Here is a 15661-nt window from a genome sequence, read left to right as displayed (position 1 = left end):
GGGGTGGGGCGCGGAGCCCGGCGCTGCGGGGTGCCGCTGCGCCCACCCGTGCCGCCCCAGCGGCACGACTGCCCGCAGCTAGGAAGGCTTACGGCTGCCCGCAGCCAGGAAGGGGCGCGACCGCCCGCGGCTGAGACGGAAGCCGCTGCCCGTAGCTACGGCGGCGCGGCTGCTCGCCGCTCGCCGCACCTCCGTCACCGCTTGCGGTACGTCAGCCGCTCCCCCGTGCTCGTGTTCACCCGCTCCAGGCCGCCGTCCGGGAGCAGGGTGACCTGGGTGGCCTCGCCGGGGCTGCACGCGGTGGCCGGTTCTCCGACGGTGACCGTGGAGGGGCCGATGCGCAGGGGGCCGTCGGGGTCCTCCGGTGCCGCGGTCAGGGTCGCCTCGAACACGCAGTGGTAGTTGCCGCCGCCCTCTATGGGGCCGTCCGCGACCAGGCTCAGCACCGTGTCGCCGACCTCGCCCTGGCGGAGGGTGAGACGGCGGGGGTGGGTACCGGCCGCGTTGTCGATCGTCGTCGTCCAGGTGCCGAGGTAGGCGGTGGGGACCGCGCCCTCGTCGTCGGCGGGGGAGGGGGAGGCCGAGTCGGACGGGGTGGGCGAAGGGGCCTCGGAGGTCGGGGTCGGGTCCGTCGTCGCGGAGCGGGTGGGGTCCGCCGTCGTGCTGGACTGGTCGTCGCCCCGGCTCATCAGCGCGTACACCGATCCCCCGGCCGCCAGCGCCACCACCAGCGCGACCGTGACGAGCAGCGCGGTGGTACGGCTGTTGCGGCGCGGCGGCTCGTCCGGCGTGCCGTAGGGCGCGGTGACCATGGGGCCGACGGGCGGCGGGCCGTACGGCGGGGTGGAGCCGTAGGCGTGCTGGGGGGCGTGGGGGTAGCCGTAGGCCGGGGGGTGCGGGTGGCCGTACGCCGCGGGCTGCTGGGCGGGCGGGGGCGGCGGGGGCGCGGCCGTGGCGCCCGGTCCCACGACGATCGTGGGGAGGCGGTCGGTGGGGGCGCTGTCGCCGTGCGGCCGGTCGGGCGCGGCGCCCTCGTCGGCGGTGGGGGCGTGCTCGGGGGACGGCACCGGGCCGCCCGCGCGAGGGGCGGTCGCCCCTTCCGGCGCCTCCGTCTCCAGCAGCCGCACCGCGTGCCGTCCGAGCTGGGCGACGAGGGCGCCCGGCAGCCACGGTTCGCGGGAGCGGCCGTCGGCGAGGGTGTCCTCGGCGCCGGTGCGTTCCAGGATCTCGGCGAGGGTGGGGCGGGCGGCGGGGTCCTTGCGCAGGCACTCCTCGACGAGTTCGAGCAGGCCCTCGGGGACCGTGCCGAGGTCGGGGTCCCCCTGGGCGATGCGGAACATCAGCGCGTGCACCCCGCTGTCGGCGCCGCCGAAGGGCAGCAGGCCGGTCGCCGCGTACGCCAGGACCGAGCCGAGGCAGAAGACGTCGCAGGCCGGGGTGATGCGGTCGCCGCGCACCTGTTCCGGCGCCATGAAGCCGGGCGAGCCGACCAGCGCGCCGGTGCGGGTGAGGCCGCCGTCGGTCACCGTCTCCAGGGCCCGCGCGATCCCGAAGTCGATGACGCGGGGACCGTCGATGGTGACGAGCACGTTGGACGGCTTGAGGTCCCGGTGCACGATCCCGGCGGCGTGGATGTCGGTCAGCGCCTGCGCCAGCCCGGCCGCGAGGATGCGCACCGAGCGCTCGGGCAGCGGACCGTGGTCCCGGCTGACGACCTGCTGGAGGCTGGGCCCGGCGACGTAGCCGGTGGCGACCCAGGGCACGGCGGCCTCGGTGTCGGCGTCCAGGACGGGCGCGGTCCAGGCGCCGCCGACCCGCTGCGCGGCCCGCACCTCCTGCCGGAAGCGGGCCCGGAACTCCTCCTGCGCGGCCAGTTCACGCCGGACCAGCTTCACGGCGACCGTGCGTCCCCGGTCGGAACGGGCCAGGTAGACCTGCCCCATGCCCCCGGCGCCGAGCCGCGCCAGCAACCGGTACGCGCCAATCCGCTCCGGCTCCCCGGGCCCCAGCTTCTCCATGCCGCACCGCCCTCCCCCTCCGTACACCCCCGCCTTGACGTGAGAATAGTGCGGCGGCGCGGGCGATCGGACGCGGTGCCTGCACGGTTCCGTAACGGCCCGCCACGCACGCCCCGCGCGTCCCCACCTCCACGGTTCCGCACCGCCCGCCACGCACGCCCCGCGCGTCCCCACCTCCACGGTTCCGCACCGGCCCGCCACACCCGTCCACCCGGCCCCGGTCGTCGACAACCTGTCGCGTATTCCCCCACCCCGCGCAACAGGACGCCGATACCGCTTCCGCATCGCGGACATCTACCCTCGCCCGCATGACCCCTCAGCCAGCGCCCGAGGTCGGCGCCGCAGTGAAGGCCGCGGACCGCGCGCACGTGTTCCACTCCTGGTCCGCGCAGGAACTCATCGACCCGCTCGCCGTCGCGGGCGCGGAGGGCTCCCGCTTCTGGGACTACGACGGCAACCGCTACCTGGACTTCACCAGCGGGCTCGTCTACACCAACATCGGCTACCAGCACCCCAAGGTCGTCGCCGCGATCCAGGAGCAGGCCGCGCGGATGACGACCTTCGCGCCCGCCTTCGCGATCGAGGCGCGGTCGGAGGCGGCCCGGCTGATCGCCGAGCGCACCCCCGGCGACCTGGACAGGATCTTCTTCACCAACGGCGGCGCGGACGCCGTGGAGCACGCCCTACGCATGGCCCGGCTGCACACCGGCCGCCCCAAGGTGCTCTCCGCGTACCGCTCCTACCACGGCGGCACCCAGCAGGCCATCAACGTCACCGGCGACCCGCGCCGCTGGGCCAACGACAGCGGCACCGCGGGCGTGGTGCACTTCTGGGCGCCGTTCCTCTACCGCTCCCGCTTCTACGCCGAGACCGAGGAGCAGGAGTGCGCGCGGGCGCTCGAACACCTGGAGACGACGATCGCCTTCGAGGGGCCGCAGACCGTCGCCGCGGTCATCCTGGAGACGATCCCGGGAACGGCGGGGATCATGGTGCCGCCGCCGGGCTATCTGACCGGGGTGCGGGAGATCTGCGACAAGTACGGCGTCGTCCTCGTGCTCGACGAGGTGATGGCCGGGTTCGGGCGGACGGGTGAGTGGTTCGCGGCCGACCTGTACGGCGTCACGCCCGACCTCATGACCTTCGCCAAGGGCGTGAACTCCGGGTACGTGCCGCTCGGCGGTGTCGCCATCTCCGGCGCGATCGCGGAGACGTTCGCGCGGCGGCCGTACCCGGGCGGGCTGACGTACTCCGGGCACCCGCTGGCCTGCGCCGCCGCCGTCGCCACGATCAACGTGATGGCGGAGGAGGGCGTCGTGGAGAACGCCGCCCGGCTCGGCGCCGACGTCCTCGGACCGGCGCTGCGCGAGCTGGCCGAGCGGCACCCGAGCGTCGGCGACGTGCGCGGCGTCGGCATGTTCTGGGCGCTGGAGCTGGTGCGCAGCCGGGAGACCCGGGAGCCGCTGGTGCCGTACAACGCGACCGGGGAGGCCAACGCCCCGATGGCGGCGTTCGCGGCGGCGGCCAAGGCGGGCGGGATCTGGCCGTTCGTGAACATGAACCGCACGCATGTCGTCCCGCCGTGCAACGTCACCGAGGCCGAGCTGAAGGAGGGCCTCGCGGCGCTGGACGCGGCGCTCTCGGTGGCCGACGAGTACACGGAGTGAGACGGCGACCACAGGGAGCAATACGTCGGTAACGGGCAAACCGTCGTCGTCGTGAACGCGTAAGGTGGCGTGCTCGAAGACCTGAACGAAACGAGCACGCCATCGCGCGCGACGAGGGGAGACACCCCACCATGCCCGGCACCCCCGGCAACGGCGCCGTGACCCGCAGCACCCTGCGCCAGCAGATCGCGGACGCGCTACGGGACGAGGTGCTGGCCGGACGGCTCCAGCCGGGGCAGGAGTTCACGGTCAAGGAGATCGCGGAGCAGTACGGCGTCTCGGCCACGCCGGTCCGCGAGGCGCTCGTCGACCTGTCCGCGCAGGGGCTCCTGGAGGCGGACCAGCACCGCGGCTTCCACGTCCGCGAGTACTCCGTCACCGACTTCCGCAGCCTCGTCGAGGCCCGCAGCCTGGTCATCGACGGGATGTTCCACGCGCTCGGCCGCGGGCAGGGCGCCGTCGGCCAGGACCCCGGGGACCCGCGCACCGCCGCCGCGCTGGCGGGCGTACGGCGGCGCGGCGAGGAGGCGCAGCGCGCGGCGCGGTGCGGCGACCTGACCGTGCTGATCGGCTATGACCTGCGGTTCTGGCGTGAGTTGAGCGCCCTGTTCGGCAACACGTACCTCGTGGACTTCCTGCACCGGCTGCGCGTGCAGTCCTGGGTGTGCACCGTGCAGCGGCTGCGGCGGCTGACCGATCTGCGCGGACGGCTGTGGGCCGGGCACACCGAACTCGTCGACGCGCTGGTGCTCCGCGATATGGAGCGGGCCCGCGCGGTGATCGCCGAGTGCAACGCGCACGCGCTCTCCCTCGTCGAGGAACTGGCGAACGACTGAGGCCTCACCCAGGAACCGGCGAACGGCTGAGGAGCGTTTCCAGTCGTGGGGCGGTGCGGTGCGGGTATGGGACCTGCACGAGGGGAGCCGACCCCCTGCCGTACCGACTACCCTTCCCTGACCACCGTCTTCGCGAGGAGCCTCTTTTGGCCTGTGACCTGTGGCTGGTACCGCTCGTCGACGTGTTGTGCCACACGCCCGACAACCCGTTCGCCGAGGAACTCGCGCAATACAACAAGGTCCTGGCGGAGGCCGGGCTGCCACCGGTGCCGGTCTACCAGTACATGCCGGGGCTCTCCGGTGACGTCGCCCCGGTCGCCGGGTTCGACTACGACGCGCTGCACTTCCTGCGCCGCGCCTACCTGTTGCAGGTCTGCGGACTGCCGGTGACGCCGGTGGACGCGCTCGGCGGTGACTACGAGCAGTTGCTGGAGATGTTCGAGGCGACGGCGCAGCAGTCCCACCTCGTCTGGCACTACGACCACGCGGGCGCGTACGTGCCCGTCGACTTCCCGCACCCGCTCTCCAACGACGAACTCCTCGCGGGCGGCGGCCCGTTGGGCTCCTCGCAGGCCCTGCTGCGGGAACTGGAGCTGGTGGCCCCGTCGATCGGCATCGACCCGGCCAACCCCCCGGCGGCCCCCGACGCCCCGCACGCCCCCACCGCGCTGGAGGAACCCGCCGTACCCGCGCCCTACGACCCCAGCCCGTTCGCCCGCGAGCGGCACGTCTGGCTGGGCCTGCACGCGGCGGCGACGCGCAGCCTGGCGCAGGGCTCGATGATCGTCTTCAGCTGACCAGGGCCATGCCGCGGAGATCGCCGGGCGGGCGAACCCCGGCCGCGCACAGAGCCGACCGGGGCTACCTCATGGACGTGCGGGGACCGCACGGACTCCGGGACCTACGGGGACCGCACGGACTCCGGGGCCTACAGGAACGAGTTGATCTCGATCGTCTCGTCGCGGCCCGGACCCACGCCGATCGCGGAGATCGGGGCGCCGGACATCTCCTCCAGGGCCTTCACGTACGCCTGCGCGTTCTTCGGCAGGTCGGCGAAGGACTTCGCGCCGGTGATGTCCTCGGACCAGCCCGGCAGCGTCTCGTAGACCGGCTTGGCGTGGTGGAAGTCCGACTGCGAGTACGGCAGCTCCTCGACGCGCTTGCCGTCGATCTCGTACGCGACGCAGACCGGGATCTGCTCCCAGCCGGTGAGCACGTCGAGCTTGGTGAGGAAGAAGTCCGTCAGGCCGTTCACGCGGGTCGCGTAGCGGGCGATGACCGCGTCGAACCAGCCGCAGCGGCGGTCCCGGCCGGTCGTCACGCCCCGCTCGCCGCCGATCCGGCGCAGCGCCTCGCCGTCCTCGTCGAACAGCTCCGTCGGGAACGGGCCCGCGCCGACGCGGGTGGTGTACGCCTTCAGGATGCCGATGACGCGGCTGATCTTCGTCGGCCCGACGCCGGTGCCCGTGCAGGCGCCGCCCGCGGTCGGGTTGGAGGAGGTGACGAAGGGGTACGTGCCGTGGTCGATGTCGAGGAGCGTGCCCTGGCCGCCCTCGAAGAGGACGACCTTGTCCTGCTCCAGGGCCTGGTTGAGGACGAGCACGGTGTCGGCGACGTACGGGCGGAGCTGCTCCGCGTAGCCCAGCAGCTCCTCCACGACCTGGTCCACGGCGATCGCGCGGCGGTTGTAGAGCTTGGTGAGGAGCTGGTTCTTGACGTCGAGGGCCGCCTCCACCTTCTGGGTGAGGATCGACTCGTCGTACAGGTCCTGCACCCGGATGCCGACGCGGTTGATCTTGTCCGCGTACGTCGGTCCGATGCCGCGCCCGGTCGTGCCGATCTTCCGCTTGCCGAGGAAGCGCTCCGTCACCTTGTCGACGGTGACGTTGTACGGCGTGATGATGTGCGCGTTGCCGCTGAGGAGGAGTTTGGAGGTGTCGACGCCGCGGTCGTTCAGTCCGCTCAGCTCGGAGAGCAGGACCGACGGGTCGACGACGACGCCGTTGCCGATGACCGGCGTGCAGCCGGGGGACAGGATTCCGGAAGGGAGGAGGTGGAGGGCGTACTTCTGATCGCCCACGACCACCGTGTGGCCAGCGTTGTTACCGCCCTGGTAACGCACCACGTAGTCCACCGAGCCACCGAGCAGGTCGGTGGCCTTTCCCTTGCCTTCGTCACCCCACTGAGCACCGAGCAGCACAAGTGCGGGCACGCGCGTACACCCCTTCCGGGCGGGGCATGTCCAAGGTCGGGGGCGTACACGGCACGGAGCGTGCCCTGTACCCCGGCAACCCTCGTCGGCCACCGACGGCCGTCGTCGGCCGTGTACCCGTCAGACCCGGATGCCCCGGAAATAGACGAAGCCCCTGGCGCAATCGCGATAGGGGCTCTTGCACAAAGATGCTACCCGAGGAAGCGAGGCATGACCGAGGTGGCGACCCCCGACCAGTTGCTGGTGCTCATCGATCCGGTCGCCCGACGGGCCGACGGCGAGTCCGTACGGATCGCGAAGGACGTACTCAGCGCGGGTGCCACCGCCAAGGTGAGCCTGCCCGAGGGGCCCGAGGAATTCGCCCGCGCGCTACGGCGGCGCGGCTCCCGGCGGCCCGTCCTCGTCGGGGACGACCGGGCGCTGCTGCGGGCGGTGTCCGTGCTGCACCGGCACCGCGAGCTGACCGGGTGCGCGCTGTCCGTGGTGCCGGTCGGGCGGGCGCTGGGGCTGGCCCGGTCGCTGGGCGTGCCGACCGGGGCGGTGGCGGCGGCGCGGGCCGTCCTGGACGGGGCCGAGCGGCGCCTGGACCTGCTGGTGGACGACAGTGACGGGGTGGTGCTCGGGACGGTGGGCATCCCGCCGCTCGGGCCGCGGCAGCAGGACGCCTCAGCGGAGGCGAAGGAGGCCGAGGGGGACCCGGTCGCCGGGGCGGTGGGCCACCCGAGCCTGGTCGCCCGGCCCTGGCTGCGGCACTGCCAGTCCCTCGTGCGCACCCTCGTCCCCGCCCGCCCGTCGCGCGGTACGGCGCCCGAGCCGGGCCCGGCGCGGCTGCGGGTGGAGGTCGACGGGGTGACGCTGGTCGACCTGGACCAGCCCGTGCAGGGCGTCTCCCTCACGCCGGGCGCGCTGGGGGTCGCGGCCGTCGAGGTGCGCCCGGCGTCGGTGGGCGCGGAGGCGTCGCCGCTGCGCGCGGAGGGCCGGACGGTGACCGTGTCGGGCGCCCACTTCCGCTACCGCGCGGACGCGGTGGTCTCGGGCCCGGTACGGACCCGGACGTGGACGGTGCGGGAGGGGGCGTGGGGGTTGATGCTGCCGGTGGCGGCGGGGTGACGTACGGGTCCGCACGTCGGTGAGCCCTCACCGGTCGCCGAAGAGCGTCTCCCGGTGGGCGCGCCAGCGCTCCATCATGCCCTCGACCTCCGTCTCGACGAACTCGAAGAACGCGAGGGTCTCGCTGAGGCGGCGGCCCGCCGGGCTGTCCGGGCCGAGGCTGGTGACGCCGTCGCGGACGGCGTCCTCCCACCGCTTGAGGATCGCGCCGCGGTTGGTCAGGGACTCGTACCACTGGTCGCTGTGCACCCGGTACCGCTCCCGCCGTGACCCCGGCTCGCGCTCCCGTGAGACCAGGTGGACCTGGGCGAGGTAGCGCACCGCTCCGGAGACGGCGGCGGGGCTGACCTTGAGCTGTTCGCCCAGTTCGGCGGAGGTCAGGACGCCGGTGTCGGAGGCGAGCAGCGCCGTGAAGACGCGGGCGGGCATCCGCGGGATACCGGCCTCCACGAGCTGGGCGGCGAAGTGCTCGACGAACCTCGACAGGGACTCCGCGTCCGGGCCCAACGCCTCCGTATCCGCCATGGCCGCATCATCTCCCCAGGTCGTACGCCTGCCCCCAAGTGTACGGGCGATTTATACGGTTCCTTAACTTCACAAGTTTGTGAAGATGACGGTACGTTCGGACCATGACCAAGGCCATCACCGTCTCCGGACTCCACAAGTCCTTCGGGCGGACACACGCGCTGGACGGACTCGACCTGGACGTCGAGACCGGCGAGGTCCACGGCTTCCTCGGCCCCAACGGCGCCGGGAAGTCCACCACGATCCGGGTCCTGCTGGGCCTGCTGCGCGCCGACTCCGGCGCCGCCCAGGTGCTCGGCCACGACCCGTGGGCCGACGCGGTCGAACTGCACCGCCGCCTCGCCTACGTCCCCGGCGACGTCGAACTGTGGCCCAACCTCACCGGCGGCGAGGCCATCGACCTGCTCGCCCGGCTGCGCGGCGGCCTGAACAAGCAGCGCCGGGCCGACCTGATCGAGCGCTTCGACCTGGACCCGACCAAGAAGGGCCGCGCCTACTCCAAGGGCAACCGGCAGAAGGTCGCCATCGTCGCCGCGCTCGCCTCCGACGCCGAACTGCTGCTGCTCGACGAGCCGACGGCGGGCCTCGACCCGCTGATGGAGGTCGTCTTCCAGGACGTCATCGTCGAGGCCAAGGCCGCCGGGAAGACCGTCCTGCTCTCCAGCCACATCCTGGCCCAGGTCGAGAAGCTCGCCGACCGGGTGAGCATCATCCGGCTCGGCAAGGCCGTGCAGTCCGGCACCCTCACCGAGATGCGGCACCTGACCCGCACCACCATCGAGGCGGAGACGGTACGCCCCGCCGACGGCCTCGACGCCCTCCCCGGCGTGCACAACTTCCAGACCGTCGACGGCCGGGTCCGCTTCGACGTCGACGGCGCCCAGGTCGACGGCGCGGTCCGCAAGCTCACCGAGTTCGGCATCCGCAGCCTGATCAGCCACCCGCCGACCCTGGAGGAGCTGATGCTGCGCCACTACGGCGACGAACTCGCCGCCAACGGACACGGCGGCGCGTCCGCCGACACCCGCTCCGCCGACGGGGCCGTGCGATGAGCACCTCGACCGCGACCCCCGCCGCCGAGGCGCCCACCCGGCCGGTGACCGGCGGCAACGCCCTCGCCGGGACCGGCACCCTGATCCGGTTCGCGCTGCGCCGGGACCGGGTCCGGCTGCCGGTGTGGATCCTCGCGCTGTTCCTCGGCACCGCGATGACGGCGCAGAACTTCAAGACCCTCTACCCGGACGCCGAGGACCGCGCCAACATCGCCGACAGCATGGGCAGCCCCGCCGGGCTCGCCCTGTCCGGCCCGCGCCACTACCTCGACGACTACACCTTCGGCTCCATGCTGGGCCACCAGATGATCGGCTTCACGGCCGTCCTCGTCGGCCTGATGAGCGTCCTGGTCATCACCCGGCACACCCGCGCCGAGGAGGAGACCAACCGCGCCGAGCTGCTGCGCTCCACCGTCGTCGGACGGCACGCGCACCTCGCCGCCGCGCTGTCGGTCGCCGTCCTCGCCAACCTCGCCCTCGCCCTGCTGTTCGCCCTCGCGCTGCCCGGCCTCGGCATCGACGGCGTCGACGCCGCCGGATCGCTGCTCTTCGGCGCCGACCACGCCGCCGTCGGCATCGTCTTCGCCGCCGTCGCCACGGTCACCGTGCAGTTCACGGCGCACACCCGGGGCGCGAGCGGCATGGCGATGGCGGTCATCGGCGTGGCGTACGTACTGCGCGCGGCGGGCGACAGCGGCTCCAGCAGCGCGCTGTCCTGGCTCTCCCCCATCGGCTGGGCGCAGCGCACCTACCCCTACGTGGACGACAACTGGGCGCCACTGCTGCTCTGCGTGGCGCTCGCCGTGGGCTGCGCGGCGACGGGGTTCGTGCTGTCCACCCGACGGGACGTCGGCGCCGGACTGCGCCCGGAGAAGCTGGGCAGCCCGGTCGCCTCCGACGCGCTCGCGACCCCGCTCGGCTTCGCGCTGCGGCTGCACCGGGGGATGCTGGTCGGCTTCGGCGTCGGCCTGTTCCTGATGGGCGCGATGTACGGCTCGATCCTCGGGGACGCCGAGGACATGCTGAAGGACGTCGACCAGATCCAGGACGCCCTGGACCGCATCGGCGGCGCCACCATCGCCGAGTCGTTCGCGTCGATGGTGATGGTCGTGATCACGGTGGTGGCGGCGGTGTACGTCGTCATGGCGGCGCTGCGCCCCCGCTCCGAGGAGACCGCTGGCCGCGCCGAACCGCTCCTCGCCACGGGCCTGTCCCGCACCCACTGGGTCGGCGCCCACCTGGCGGTGGCGATGGGCGGCGGCACGCTGGTGCTGCTGCTCGCCGGGCTCGGCTTCGGCATCTCCGGCGCGGCGTCCCTCGGTGACGCCGGGATGCTGTGGGAGCTGGTGGGCGCGGCCGTCGCCTACGCGCCCGCGCTGTGGGTGACCGTCGGGGTCGCGGTGGTGCTGTTCGGCTGGTTCCCGGGGGCCAGCTCGGTGGCGTGGGTGGTGCCGGTGTACGCCTTCGTCGTCGGCTACCTCGGGCAGATCCTCCAGTTCCCGGACTGGATGAACAACCTCTCGCCCTTCGGCCACGTCCCGCAGCTCCCCGCCGAGGAGATGTCCTGGACGCCGATGCTGTCGCTGACGCTGGTCGCGGCGGGCCTGGTGTGGCTGGGTCTGGCGGGCTTCCGACGCCGTGACCTGGAGACGAAGTAGCACCGTCGTCCTTCGCCACGGAACCTCCGGCGGCCCGCGCACGTCCCTACCGGGTATGGGAGAACGTGCGCGGGCCGCGGGAGGCTGCCTGCTCGGCGTCGTGGGCGCGGCCACCGGCCTGGCGCTGTGGTCGTGGGACTTCCGGGGCCGCTTCTTCCGCTTCGAGCAGTCCCCCGACTGGAGCGTCCTCTACGCCGAGCTGCCGCTGGCCGTCCTGGGCGGCACCGCCCTGGCCCTCGCCGCCTGGGCCCTGACCCGCCGCCTCGCCCTCAGACGGAGACGCTGAGCCCTTCGAGCCCCCGGATCACGAAGTTCGGCTTCCGCGTCGGCTCCTCGACGAGCGCGAGGGTCGGCGCCTTGCTGAGCAGGGCGCTCATCGACGCGGCCAGCTCGATACGGGCGAGGGGCGCGCCGATGCAGTAGTGAATCCCGGCGCTGAAGGAGATGTGCGGGTTGTCCACCCGGCCGAGGTCGAGCGTCTCCGGCTCCCGGAACACGTCCGGATCGTGGTTGGCGGCCCCGAAGAGCATGGCGATCTCGGCCCCGCGCGGAATGGTGACCCCGTCGATCTCGATCTCGTCCAGCACCCACCGCTCGAAGAGCTGGAGCGGGGTGTCGTACCGCATCAGCTCCTCGACGGCACTGGGCACGAGGGAGTGGTCGGCACGCAGGGCGGCGAGCTGCCCGGGGTTGCGGAACAGGGCGTACCACCCGTTGACGGTGGCGTTGACGGTCGCCTCGTGCCCCGCGTTCAGCAGCAGCACGCACGTGGAGATCATCTCCTGCTCGGTGAGCCGGTCCCCTTCGTCGTGCGCCGCGATGAGCCCGGAGATGAGGTCCTCGCCGGGTTCCTCGCGCCGTACGGCGATCAGGTCCCGCAGGTAGTCGGTGAACTCGACGGAGGCCCGCACGGCGTTGGCCGCCGTCTCCTCGGACGGGTTCAGCTCGTACATCCCGCAGATATCCGCCGACCAGGGCCGCAGCGGCGCCCGGTCGCTCTCCGGAATACCCAGCATCTCCGCGATGACGGCGACGGGCAGCGGCTCGGCGACGTCGGTGAGCAGGTCCCCGCCGCCCGCCTCGACGAGCCGGTCCACCAGCTCCCCGGCCAGCCGGGTCACGTACGGCTTCAGCCGCTCCACCGTGCGCGGCGTGAACGCCTTCGACACCAGTCGCCGGATGCGGGTGTGGTCCGGCGGTTCCAGGTCCAGCATCCCGTGGTCGTTGAGCGTGTGGAACGGCTCCTGCTCGGGGGGCGGCGGGGTCCGCCCGAACTCCTCGTCCGTGAACCGGTGCCGGTACGTCCGCCCCAGCCGCCGTTCCCGCAACAGCGCCGAGACGTCAGCGTGCCGCGGCACCAGCCACTGATCGGTGGCCTCGAAGTACCGCACCCTCCCCCCAGCCCGCAGCTCGGCGTAGGCGGGGTAGGGGTCGTCGACGAACGCGGGGTCCCAGGGGTCGAAGGCAGCCATGAACGGACGTTAGCCGCACGTCCCCCCTGGTGACCAGGGGGAACTTCGCTCAGGTCCTGGTGAGGGTGCAGGTGCCGTCCGTGCAGGTGCGGCGGAGGCGGCCTTGGGTGATGGTCTGGGTGAGGCCGATCAGCCAGCAGGTGGGGCAGCCGCGGAAGGCCGGCAGGGCCAGCGGGGCCGCCAGCAGGGTGAGCGGGCCGAGGGTGGGGACGAGGGCGATCGAGCCGACGACCAGGCCGACGCCGAGGGCGCCGCGTGCCAGGTGGCGGGGGACGGACTTGCTGGCGTGGTTCACGACTGGTGGGTCCGTTCCAGTGAGTGGCGTAGCGCCGCGCGCGCTCGGTGCAGGCGCGACTTCATCGCGGCGGTGCTGAGGCCCAGACACCGGGCGACGGTGCTGCCGGGCAGGCCCTGGACGTCCCGCATGACCAGGACCTGGCGCTGGTCTCGGGGGAGCGCGCTGACCGCGGTCGCGATCCGCTCCACCTCCCACCTGCGCAGCGCCTCCTCCTCGGCGGACGCCTCCGGTTCCGCCGTCACCTCGTCGCTCCGCGACGCGAGCAGCCGTAGCTGCCGGAGGCATTCGTTCCGCACGATCCGGAACATCCACGAGGCGAGCGCGCCGGTCGCCCGGAGCGTGCCGATCTTCCGGTACAGGATGATCAACGCCTCCTGCGCCGCGTCCTCCGCGTCCTGCGGTGACGCGCACAGCGACAGGGCGAACCTGCGCACGTGGGGCTGTGACTCCATGACGACGGTCGTGAGCGACGTGACGTCGCCGTCCTGCGCCGCCCTGATCAGCCGGTCGTCGGGCCAACGGAAGCGCCGCGTCACGAGCTACGGCCCTTCTTCCAGCGCCGCGCGAGGTGCGCCCCGCACGCGGCCACCAACACCACGCCGATCACTATGCCGCCAACGACCATGGGGTCCCTCCTGCGTTCCGTCGGCCCACGCGGCCGGTCCACGGACAAGAGGCGGGCCGTGCGGAAAAGGATTCACCTCCTGGGGTCGTGGTGTGGTGTCAGCTCACCGCGGCGTGACCAGCCGCGCCTCGTACGCGAACACCGCCGCCTGCGTGCGGTCCCGCAGGCCCAGCTTCACCAGGACCCGGCTCACGTGGGTCTTGATCGTCGACTCCGCCACCACCAGCCGCTCCGCGATCTCCGCGTTCGACAGGCCCTGCGCGATCAGCACCAGCACCTCCGTCTCCCGCTCGGTGAGGTCGCCGTAGGCCGCCTGGGCCGTCGCCGGGATGCGGGGGGTGTCGGAGGAGAGCTTGGCGAACTCCGTGATCAGGCGTCGGGTGACCGACGGGGCCAGGAGCGCCTCGCCCGAGGCCACCACCCGTACGCCCTCCGCGAGTTGGCGGGCCGACGCGTCCTTCAGGAGGAAGCCCGAGGCCCCGGCACGTAGGGCCTGGTAGACGTACTCGTCGAGGTCGAACGTGGTCAGCACCAGCACCTTCGCCGTGCCGTCCGACGCCGCGATCTCGCGCGTCGCCTCGATGCCGTTCAGGTCCGGCATCCGGATGTCCATCAGAACCACGTCCGGACCCAGCTCCCGTACCCGCTCCACCGCCTCGCGCCCGTTCACCGCCTCGCCGACGACCTCGATGTCCGGCATCGCGTTCAACAACACGGAGAAGCCCTCGCGCACCATCATCTGGTCGTCCGCGATCAGCACGCGGATCGGTGTCATGCCTCGTCCTCGCTCACCGTCACCGTGGCGACCGGCAGGAACACCGTCACCTCGTAGCCGCCCTCGGGCGTCGGCGCCGCCGTCATCTCACCGCCCAGCATCGACACCCGCTCCCGCATCCCGGTGATGCCGTGCCCCGCGCCCGGCGACGGCTTCACCAACGACGGCGCCGGTGGCGGGGTGTTGAGCACCCGCAGGCCCAGCCCGCCGAGGACGTAGCCGATCTCCACGCGGGCGCTCGCGCCGGGCGCGTGGCGCAGGGTGTTGCTCAGCGCCTCCTGCACGATCCGGTACGCCGACAGCTCCACCCCCTGCGGCAGCTCCCGCACCGCGCCGGTCACCACCTTCTCCACCGCCAGGCCCGCGTCCCGCACGTTGGCGAGGAGGGCGTCCAGGTCGGCCAGCGTGGGTTGCGGGGCGTCGGGGGCCTCGTAGTCCTCGGCGCGTACGACGCCCAGGACCCGGCGCAGCTCCGTCAGCGCCGCCACCGCGTTCTCCCGGATCGTGGCGAACGCCCGCTCCAGCTCCGGCGGCGGGTTCTCCACCCGGTACGGTGCCGCCTCCGCCTGGATCGCCACGACCGACATGTGGTGCGCGACCACGTCGTGCAGCTCACGGGCGATCGTCGTCCGCTCCTCAAGCAGGGTGCGCCGGGACCGCTCGTGCGCGGTCACCGTCAGCTGCGCGGTCACCTCGCGCTCCGCCGTACGCCGGATGTGCCACACCGTCACCGCCAGCAGCGACAGCGCCGACACCACCAGCATCGGCGCCGTGTTGGTGCCGAGGTGCCCCCAGCCGAACACCGTCTCCGCGACGAAGCCGTACGCCGCCGTCAGCACCCACATCCACCCCGCCGTACGCGGCCGGGTCCGTATCGCCACCACCGTCAGCACCGTCAGGTGGGAGGCGAAACTGCCGGGCAGCCAGGGCCAGTCGTTCCAGGTGGTGCCGACCACGGCGACCGCCGCCGTCGACGCGAAGGACAGCCACAGGGCGCCCACGGGCCGGACCAGCGTCACCAGCACCGGCACCAGCGCGAGGAACCCGCACAGCACCGCCACGACGGGATCGGCGCTGTTGGCCCACGCGATGAGCATCGCCAGCACCCCGGCCGCCGTCACCAGCGCGTGCGGGAGCAGTCCGGCCTGCCTCCGCAGCCTGTCGGGCAGCCGCCTGACCAGCGGTCCGTCGGTCTCCCTGCGCGGCAGCGGGCGGTACGCGAAGGCGTCGTCGAAGAGGTCCTGCCGCAGGCCCCGCAAGGCATCCATGGCCAGCCGGAACTCGGGGCTGCGCGCAACCCCGCCGCCCGGTGGCGTCATCCCCGTCTGGGTGGTCGTCGTCTCGGTCACGGTACGACGGTAGGCCCGGACCCGCGGTCCGGTCGTCACCAGTGAGACGGGTCCTTCCGGGTCCGTC

At 72.9% G+C, this 15661-nt stretch carries 15 protein-coding genes; 7 read left to right on the top strand and 8 right to left on the bottom strand.

Annotation, left to right across the window (positions count from 1 at the left end):
- Nucleotides 1-194: 194 nt before the first annotated feature.
- Nucleotides 195-2018: a serine/threonine-protein kinase gene (locus ACFQZ6_RS19615; RefSeq protein WP_381610958.1), complete on the bottom strand. Its 1824-nt coding sequence runs from the start codon at nt 2016-2018 to the stop codon at nt 195-197.
- Between the two features lie 308 nt (nt 2019-2326).
- Between ACFQZ6_RS19615 and ACFQZ6_RS19610 the strand changes: the two genes are divergently transcribed.
- From ACFQZ6_RS19610 to ACFQZ6_RS19600, 3 genes are all read left to right on the top strand, one after another.
- Nucleotides 2327-3682 carry an aspartate aminotransferase family protein gene (locus ACFQZ6_RS19610; protein WP_381610957.1) on the top strand — a complete coding sequence of 452 codons (1356 nt, stop codon included), beginning with the start codon at nt 2327-2329 and terminating at the stop codon, nt 3680-3682.
- A 131-nt stretch (nt 3683-3813) separates the two neighbouring features.
- A complete protein-coding gene (locus tag ACFQZ6_RS19605) occupies nt 3814-4518 on the top strand; it encodes a GntR family transcriptional regulator (protein WP_381610955.1) in 705 nt (234 codons plus the stop codon).
- Between the two features lie 146 nt (nt 4519-4664).
- Nucleotides 4665-5315: a hypothetical protein gene (locus ACFQZ6_RS19600; RefSeq protein ID WP_381610953.1), complete on the top strand. Its 651-nt coding sequence runs from the start codon at nt 4665-4667 to the stop codon at nt 5313-5315.
- A gap of 131 nt (nt 5316-5446) precedes the next feature.
- On the opposite strand, the gene ACFQZ6_RS19595 is transcribed toward ACFQZ6_RS19600, so the two are convergent.
- On the bottom strand, nt 5447-6730 hold the full coding sequence (locus ACFQZ6_RS19595; protein ID WP_381610951.1) for an adenylosuccinate synthase: 1284 nt from the start codon (nt 6728-6730) through the stop codon (nt 5447-5449).
- 210 nt (nt 6731-6940) lie between these two features.
- Here ACFQZ6_RS19595 and ACFQZ6_RS19590 point away from each other — a divergent pair, with 210 nt between their 5' ends.
- A complete protein-coding gene (locus ACFQZ6_RS19590) occupies nt 6941-7840 on the top strand; it encodes a diacylglycerol kinase family protein (protein ID WP_381610949.1) in 900 nt (299 codons plus the stop codon).
- A 27-nt stretch (nt 7841-7867) separates the two neighbouring features.
- On the opposite strand, the gene ACFQZ6_RS19585 is transcribed toward ACFQZ6_RS19590, so the two are convergent.
- Nucleotides 7868-8365 (bottom strand): GbsR/MarR family transcriptional regulator, encoded by a 498-nt coding sequence (locus ACFQZ6_RS19585; protein WP_381610947.1) that lies wholly within the window; start codon nt 8363-8365, stop codon nt 7868-7870.
- Between the two features lie 104 nt (nt 8366-8469).
- On the opposite strand from ACFQZ6_RS19585, the gene ACFQZ6_RS19580 reads away from it, so the two are divergent.
- From ACFQZ6_RS19580 to ACFQZ6_RS19570, 3 genes are read left to right on the top strand one after another with little or no spacing between them, the layout of a single operon-like run.
- Entirely contained in the window at nt 8470-9417 is a 948-nt protein-coding gene (locus ACFQZ6_RS19580; RefSeq protein WP_381610945.1) for an ABC transporter ATP-binding protein, read from the top strand.
- Nucleotides 9414-11075 carry an ABC transporter permease gene (locus tag ACFQZ6_RS19575; RefSeq protein WP_381610943.1) on the top strand — a complete coding sequence of 554 codons (1662 nt, stop codon included), beginning with the start codon at nt 9414-9416 and terminating at the stop codon, nt 11073-11075. The genes ACFQZ6_RS19580 and ACFQZ6_RS19575 overlap by 4 nt, the downstream gene beginning before the upstream one ends.
- Before the next feature lie 55 nt (nt 11076-11130).
- Entirely contained in the window at nt 11131-11361 is a 231-nt protein-coding gene (locus ACFQZ6_RS19570) for a hypothetical protein (RefSeq protein WP_381610941.1), read from the top strand.
- On the opposite strand, the gene ACFQZ6_RS19565 is transcribed toward ACFQZ6_RS19570, so the two are convergent.
- The 5 genes from ACFQZ6_RS19565 to ACFQZ6_RS19545 all read right to left on the bottom strand — a co-directional run bounded on the left by ACFQZ6_RS19565 (nt 11345) and on the right by ACFQZ6_RS19545 (nt 15564).
- Nucleotides 11345-12547, bottom strand: a complete 1203-nt coding sequence (locus tag ACFQZ6_RS19565) for a cytochrome P450 (protein ID WP_381610939.1) — start codon at nt 12545-12547, stop codon at nt 11345-11347. The two genes, ACFQZ6_RS19570 and ACFQZ6_RS19565, sit on opposite strands and share 17 nt — an antisense overlap.
- A gap of 49 nt (nt 12548-12596) precedes the next feature.
- Nucleotides 12597-12842: a hypothetical protein gene (locus tag ACFQZ6_RS19560; RefSeq protein ID WP_381610937.1), complete on the bottom strand. Its 246-nt coding sequence runs from the start codon at nt 12840-12842 to the stop codon at nt 12597-12599.
- Complete coding sequence (locus ACFQZ6_RS19555; RefSeq protein WP_381618453.1) at nt 12839-13279, bottom strand: RNA polymerase sigma factor; 441 nt, start codon at nt 13277-13279, stop codon at nt 12839-12841. The genes ACFQZ6_RS19560 and ACFQZ6_RS19555 overlap by 4 nt, the downstream gene beginning before the upstream one ends.
- Before the next feature lie 294 nt (nt 13280-13573).
- A complete protein-coding gene (locus ACFQZ6_RS19550; RefSeq protein ID WP_381610935.1) occupies nt 13574-14245 on the bottom strand; it encodes a response regulator in 672 nt (223 codons plus the stop codon).
- Entirely contained in the window at nt 14242-15564 is a 1323-nt protein-coding gene (locus tag ACFQZ6_RS19545; protein ID WP_381618451.1) for a sensor histidine kinase, read from the bottom strand. Before ACFQZ6_RS19545 ends, ACFQZ6_RS19550 begins: the two co-directional genes overlap by 4 nt.
- Nucleotides 15565-15661: the final 97 nt, after the last annotated feature.

Origin of the sequence: Streptomyces flavalbus, assembly GCF_042674625.1 — a bacterium.
Lineage (GTDB): Bacteria > Actinomycetota > Actinomycetes > Streptomycetales > Streptomycetaceae > Streptomyces > Streptomyces flavalbus.
The sequence above is the reverse complement of the archived record's forward strand: the minus strand, read 5'-3'. Positions and strand labels throughout refer to the sequence as shown.

Excerpts from the sequence above, each read along its gene's own strand:
- ACFQZ6_RS19590 (WP_381610949.1), top strand. The coding sequence starts at position 6,941 with ATGACCGAGGTGGCGACCCCCGACCAGTTGCTGGTGCTCATCGATCCG.
- ACFQZ6_RS19585 (WP_381610947.1), bottom strand. The coding sequence starts at position 8,365 with ATGGCGGATACGGAGGCGTTGGGCCCGGACGCGGAGTCCCTGTCGAGG.
- ACFQZ6_RS19545 (WP_381618451.1), bottom strand. The coding sequence starts at position 15,564 with ATGACGCCACCGGGCGGCGGGGTTGCGCGCAGCCCCGAGTTCCGGCTG.
- ACFQZ6_RS19565 (WP_381610939.1), bottom strand. The coding sequence starts at position 12,547 with ATGGCTGCCTTCGACCCCTGGGACCCCGCGTTCGTCGACGACCCCTAC.
- ACFQZ6_RS19615 (WP_381610958.1), bottom strand. The coding sequence starts at position 2,018 with ATGGAGAAGCTGGGGCCCGGGGAGCCGGAGCGGATTGGCGCGTACCGG.
- ACFQZ6_RS19610 (WP_381610957.1), top strand. The coding sequence starts at position 2,327 with ATGACCCCTCAGCCAGCGCCCGAGGTCGGCGCCGCAGTGAAGGCCGCG.
- ACFQZ6_RS19575 (WP_381610943.1), top strand. The coding sequence starts at position 9,414 with ATGAGCACCTCGACCGCGACCCCCGCCGCCGAGGCGCCCACCCGGCCG.
- ACFQZ6_RS19605 (WP_381610955.1), top strand. The coding sequence starts at position 3,814 with ATGCCCGGCACCCCCGGCAACGGCGCCGTGACCCGCAGCACCCTGCGC.
- ACFQZ6_RS19550 (WP_381610935.1), bottom strand. The coding sequence starts at position 14,245 with ATGACACCGATCCGCGTGCTGATCGCGGACGACCAGATGATGGTGCGC.
- ACFQZ6_RS19580 (WP_381610945.1), top strand. The coding sequence starts at position 8,470 with ATGACCAAGGCCATCACCGTCTCCGGACTCCACAAGTCCTTCGGGCGG.
- ACFQZ6_RS19570 (WP_381610941.1), top strand. The coding sequence starts at position 11,131 with ATGGGAGAACGTGCGCGGGCCGCGGGAGGCTGCCTGCTCGGCGTCGTG.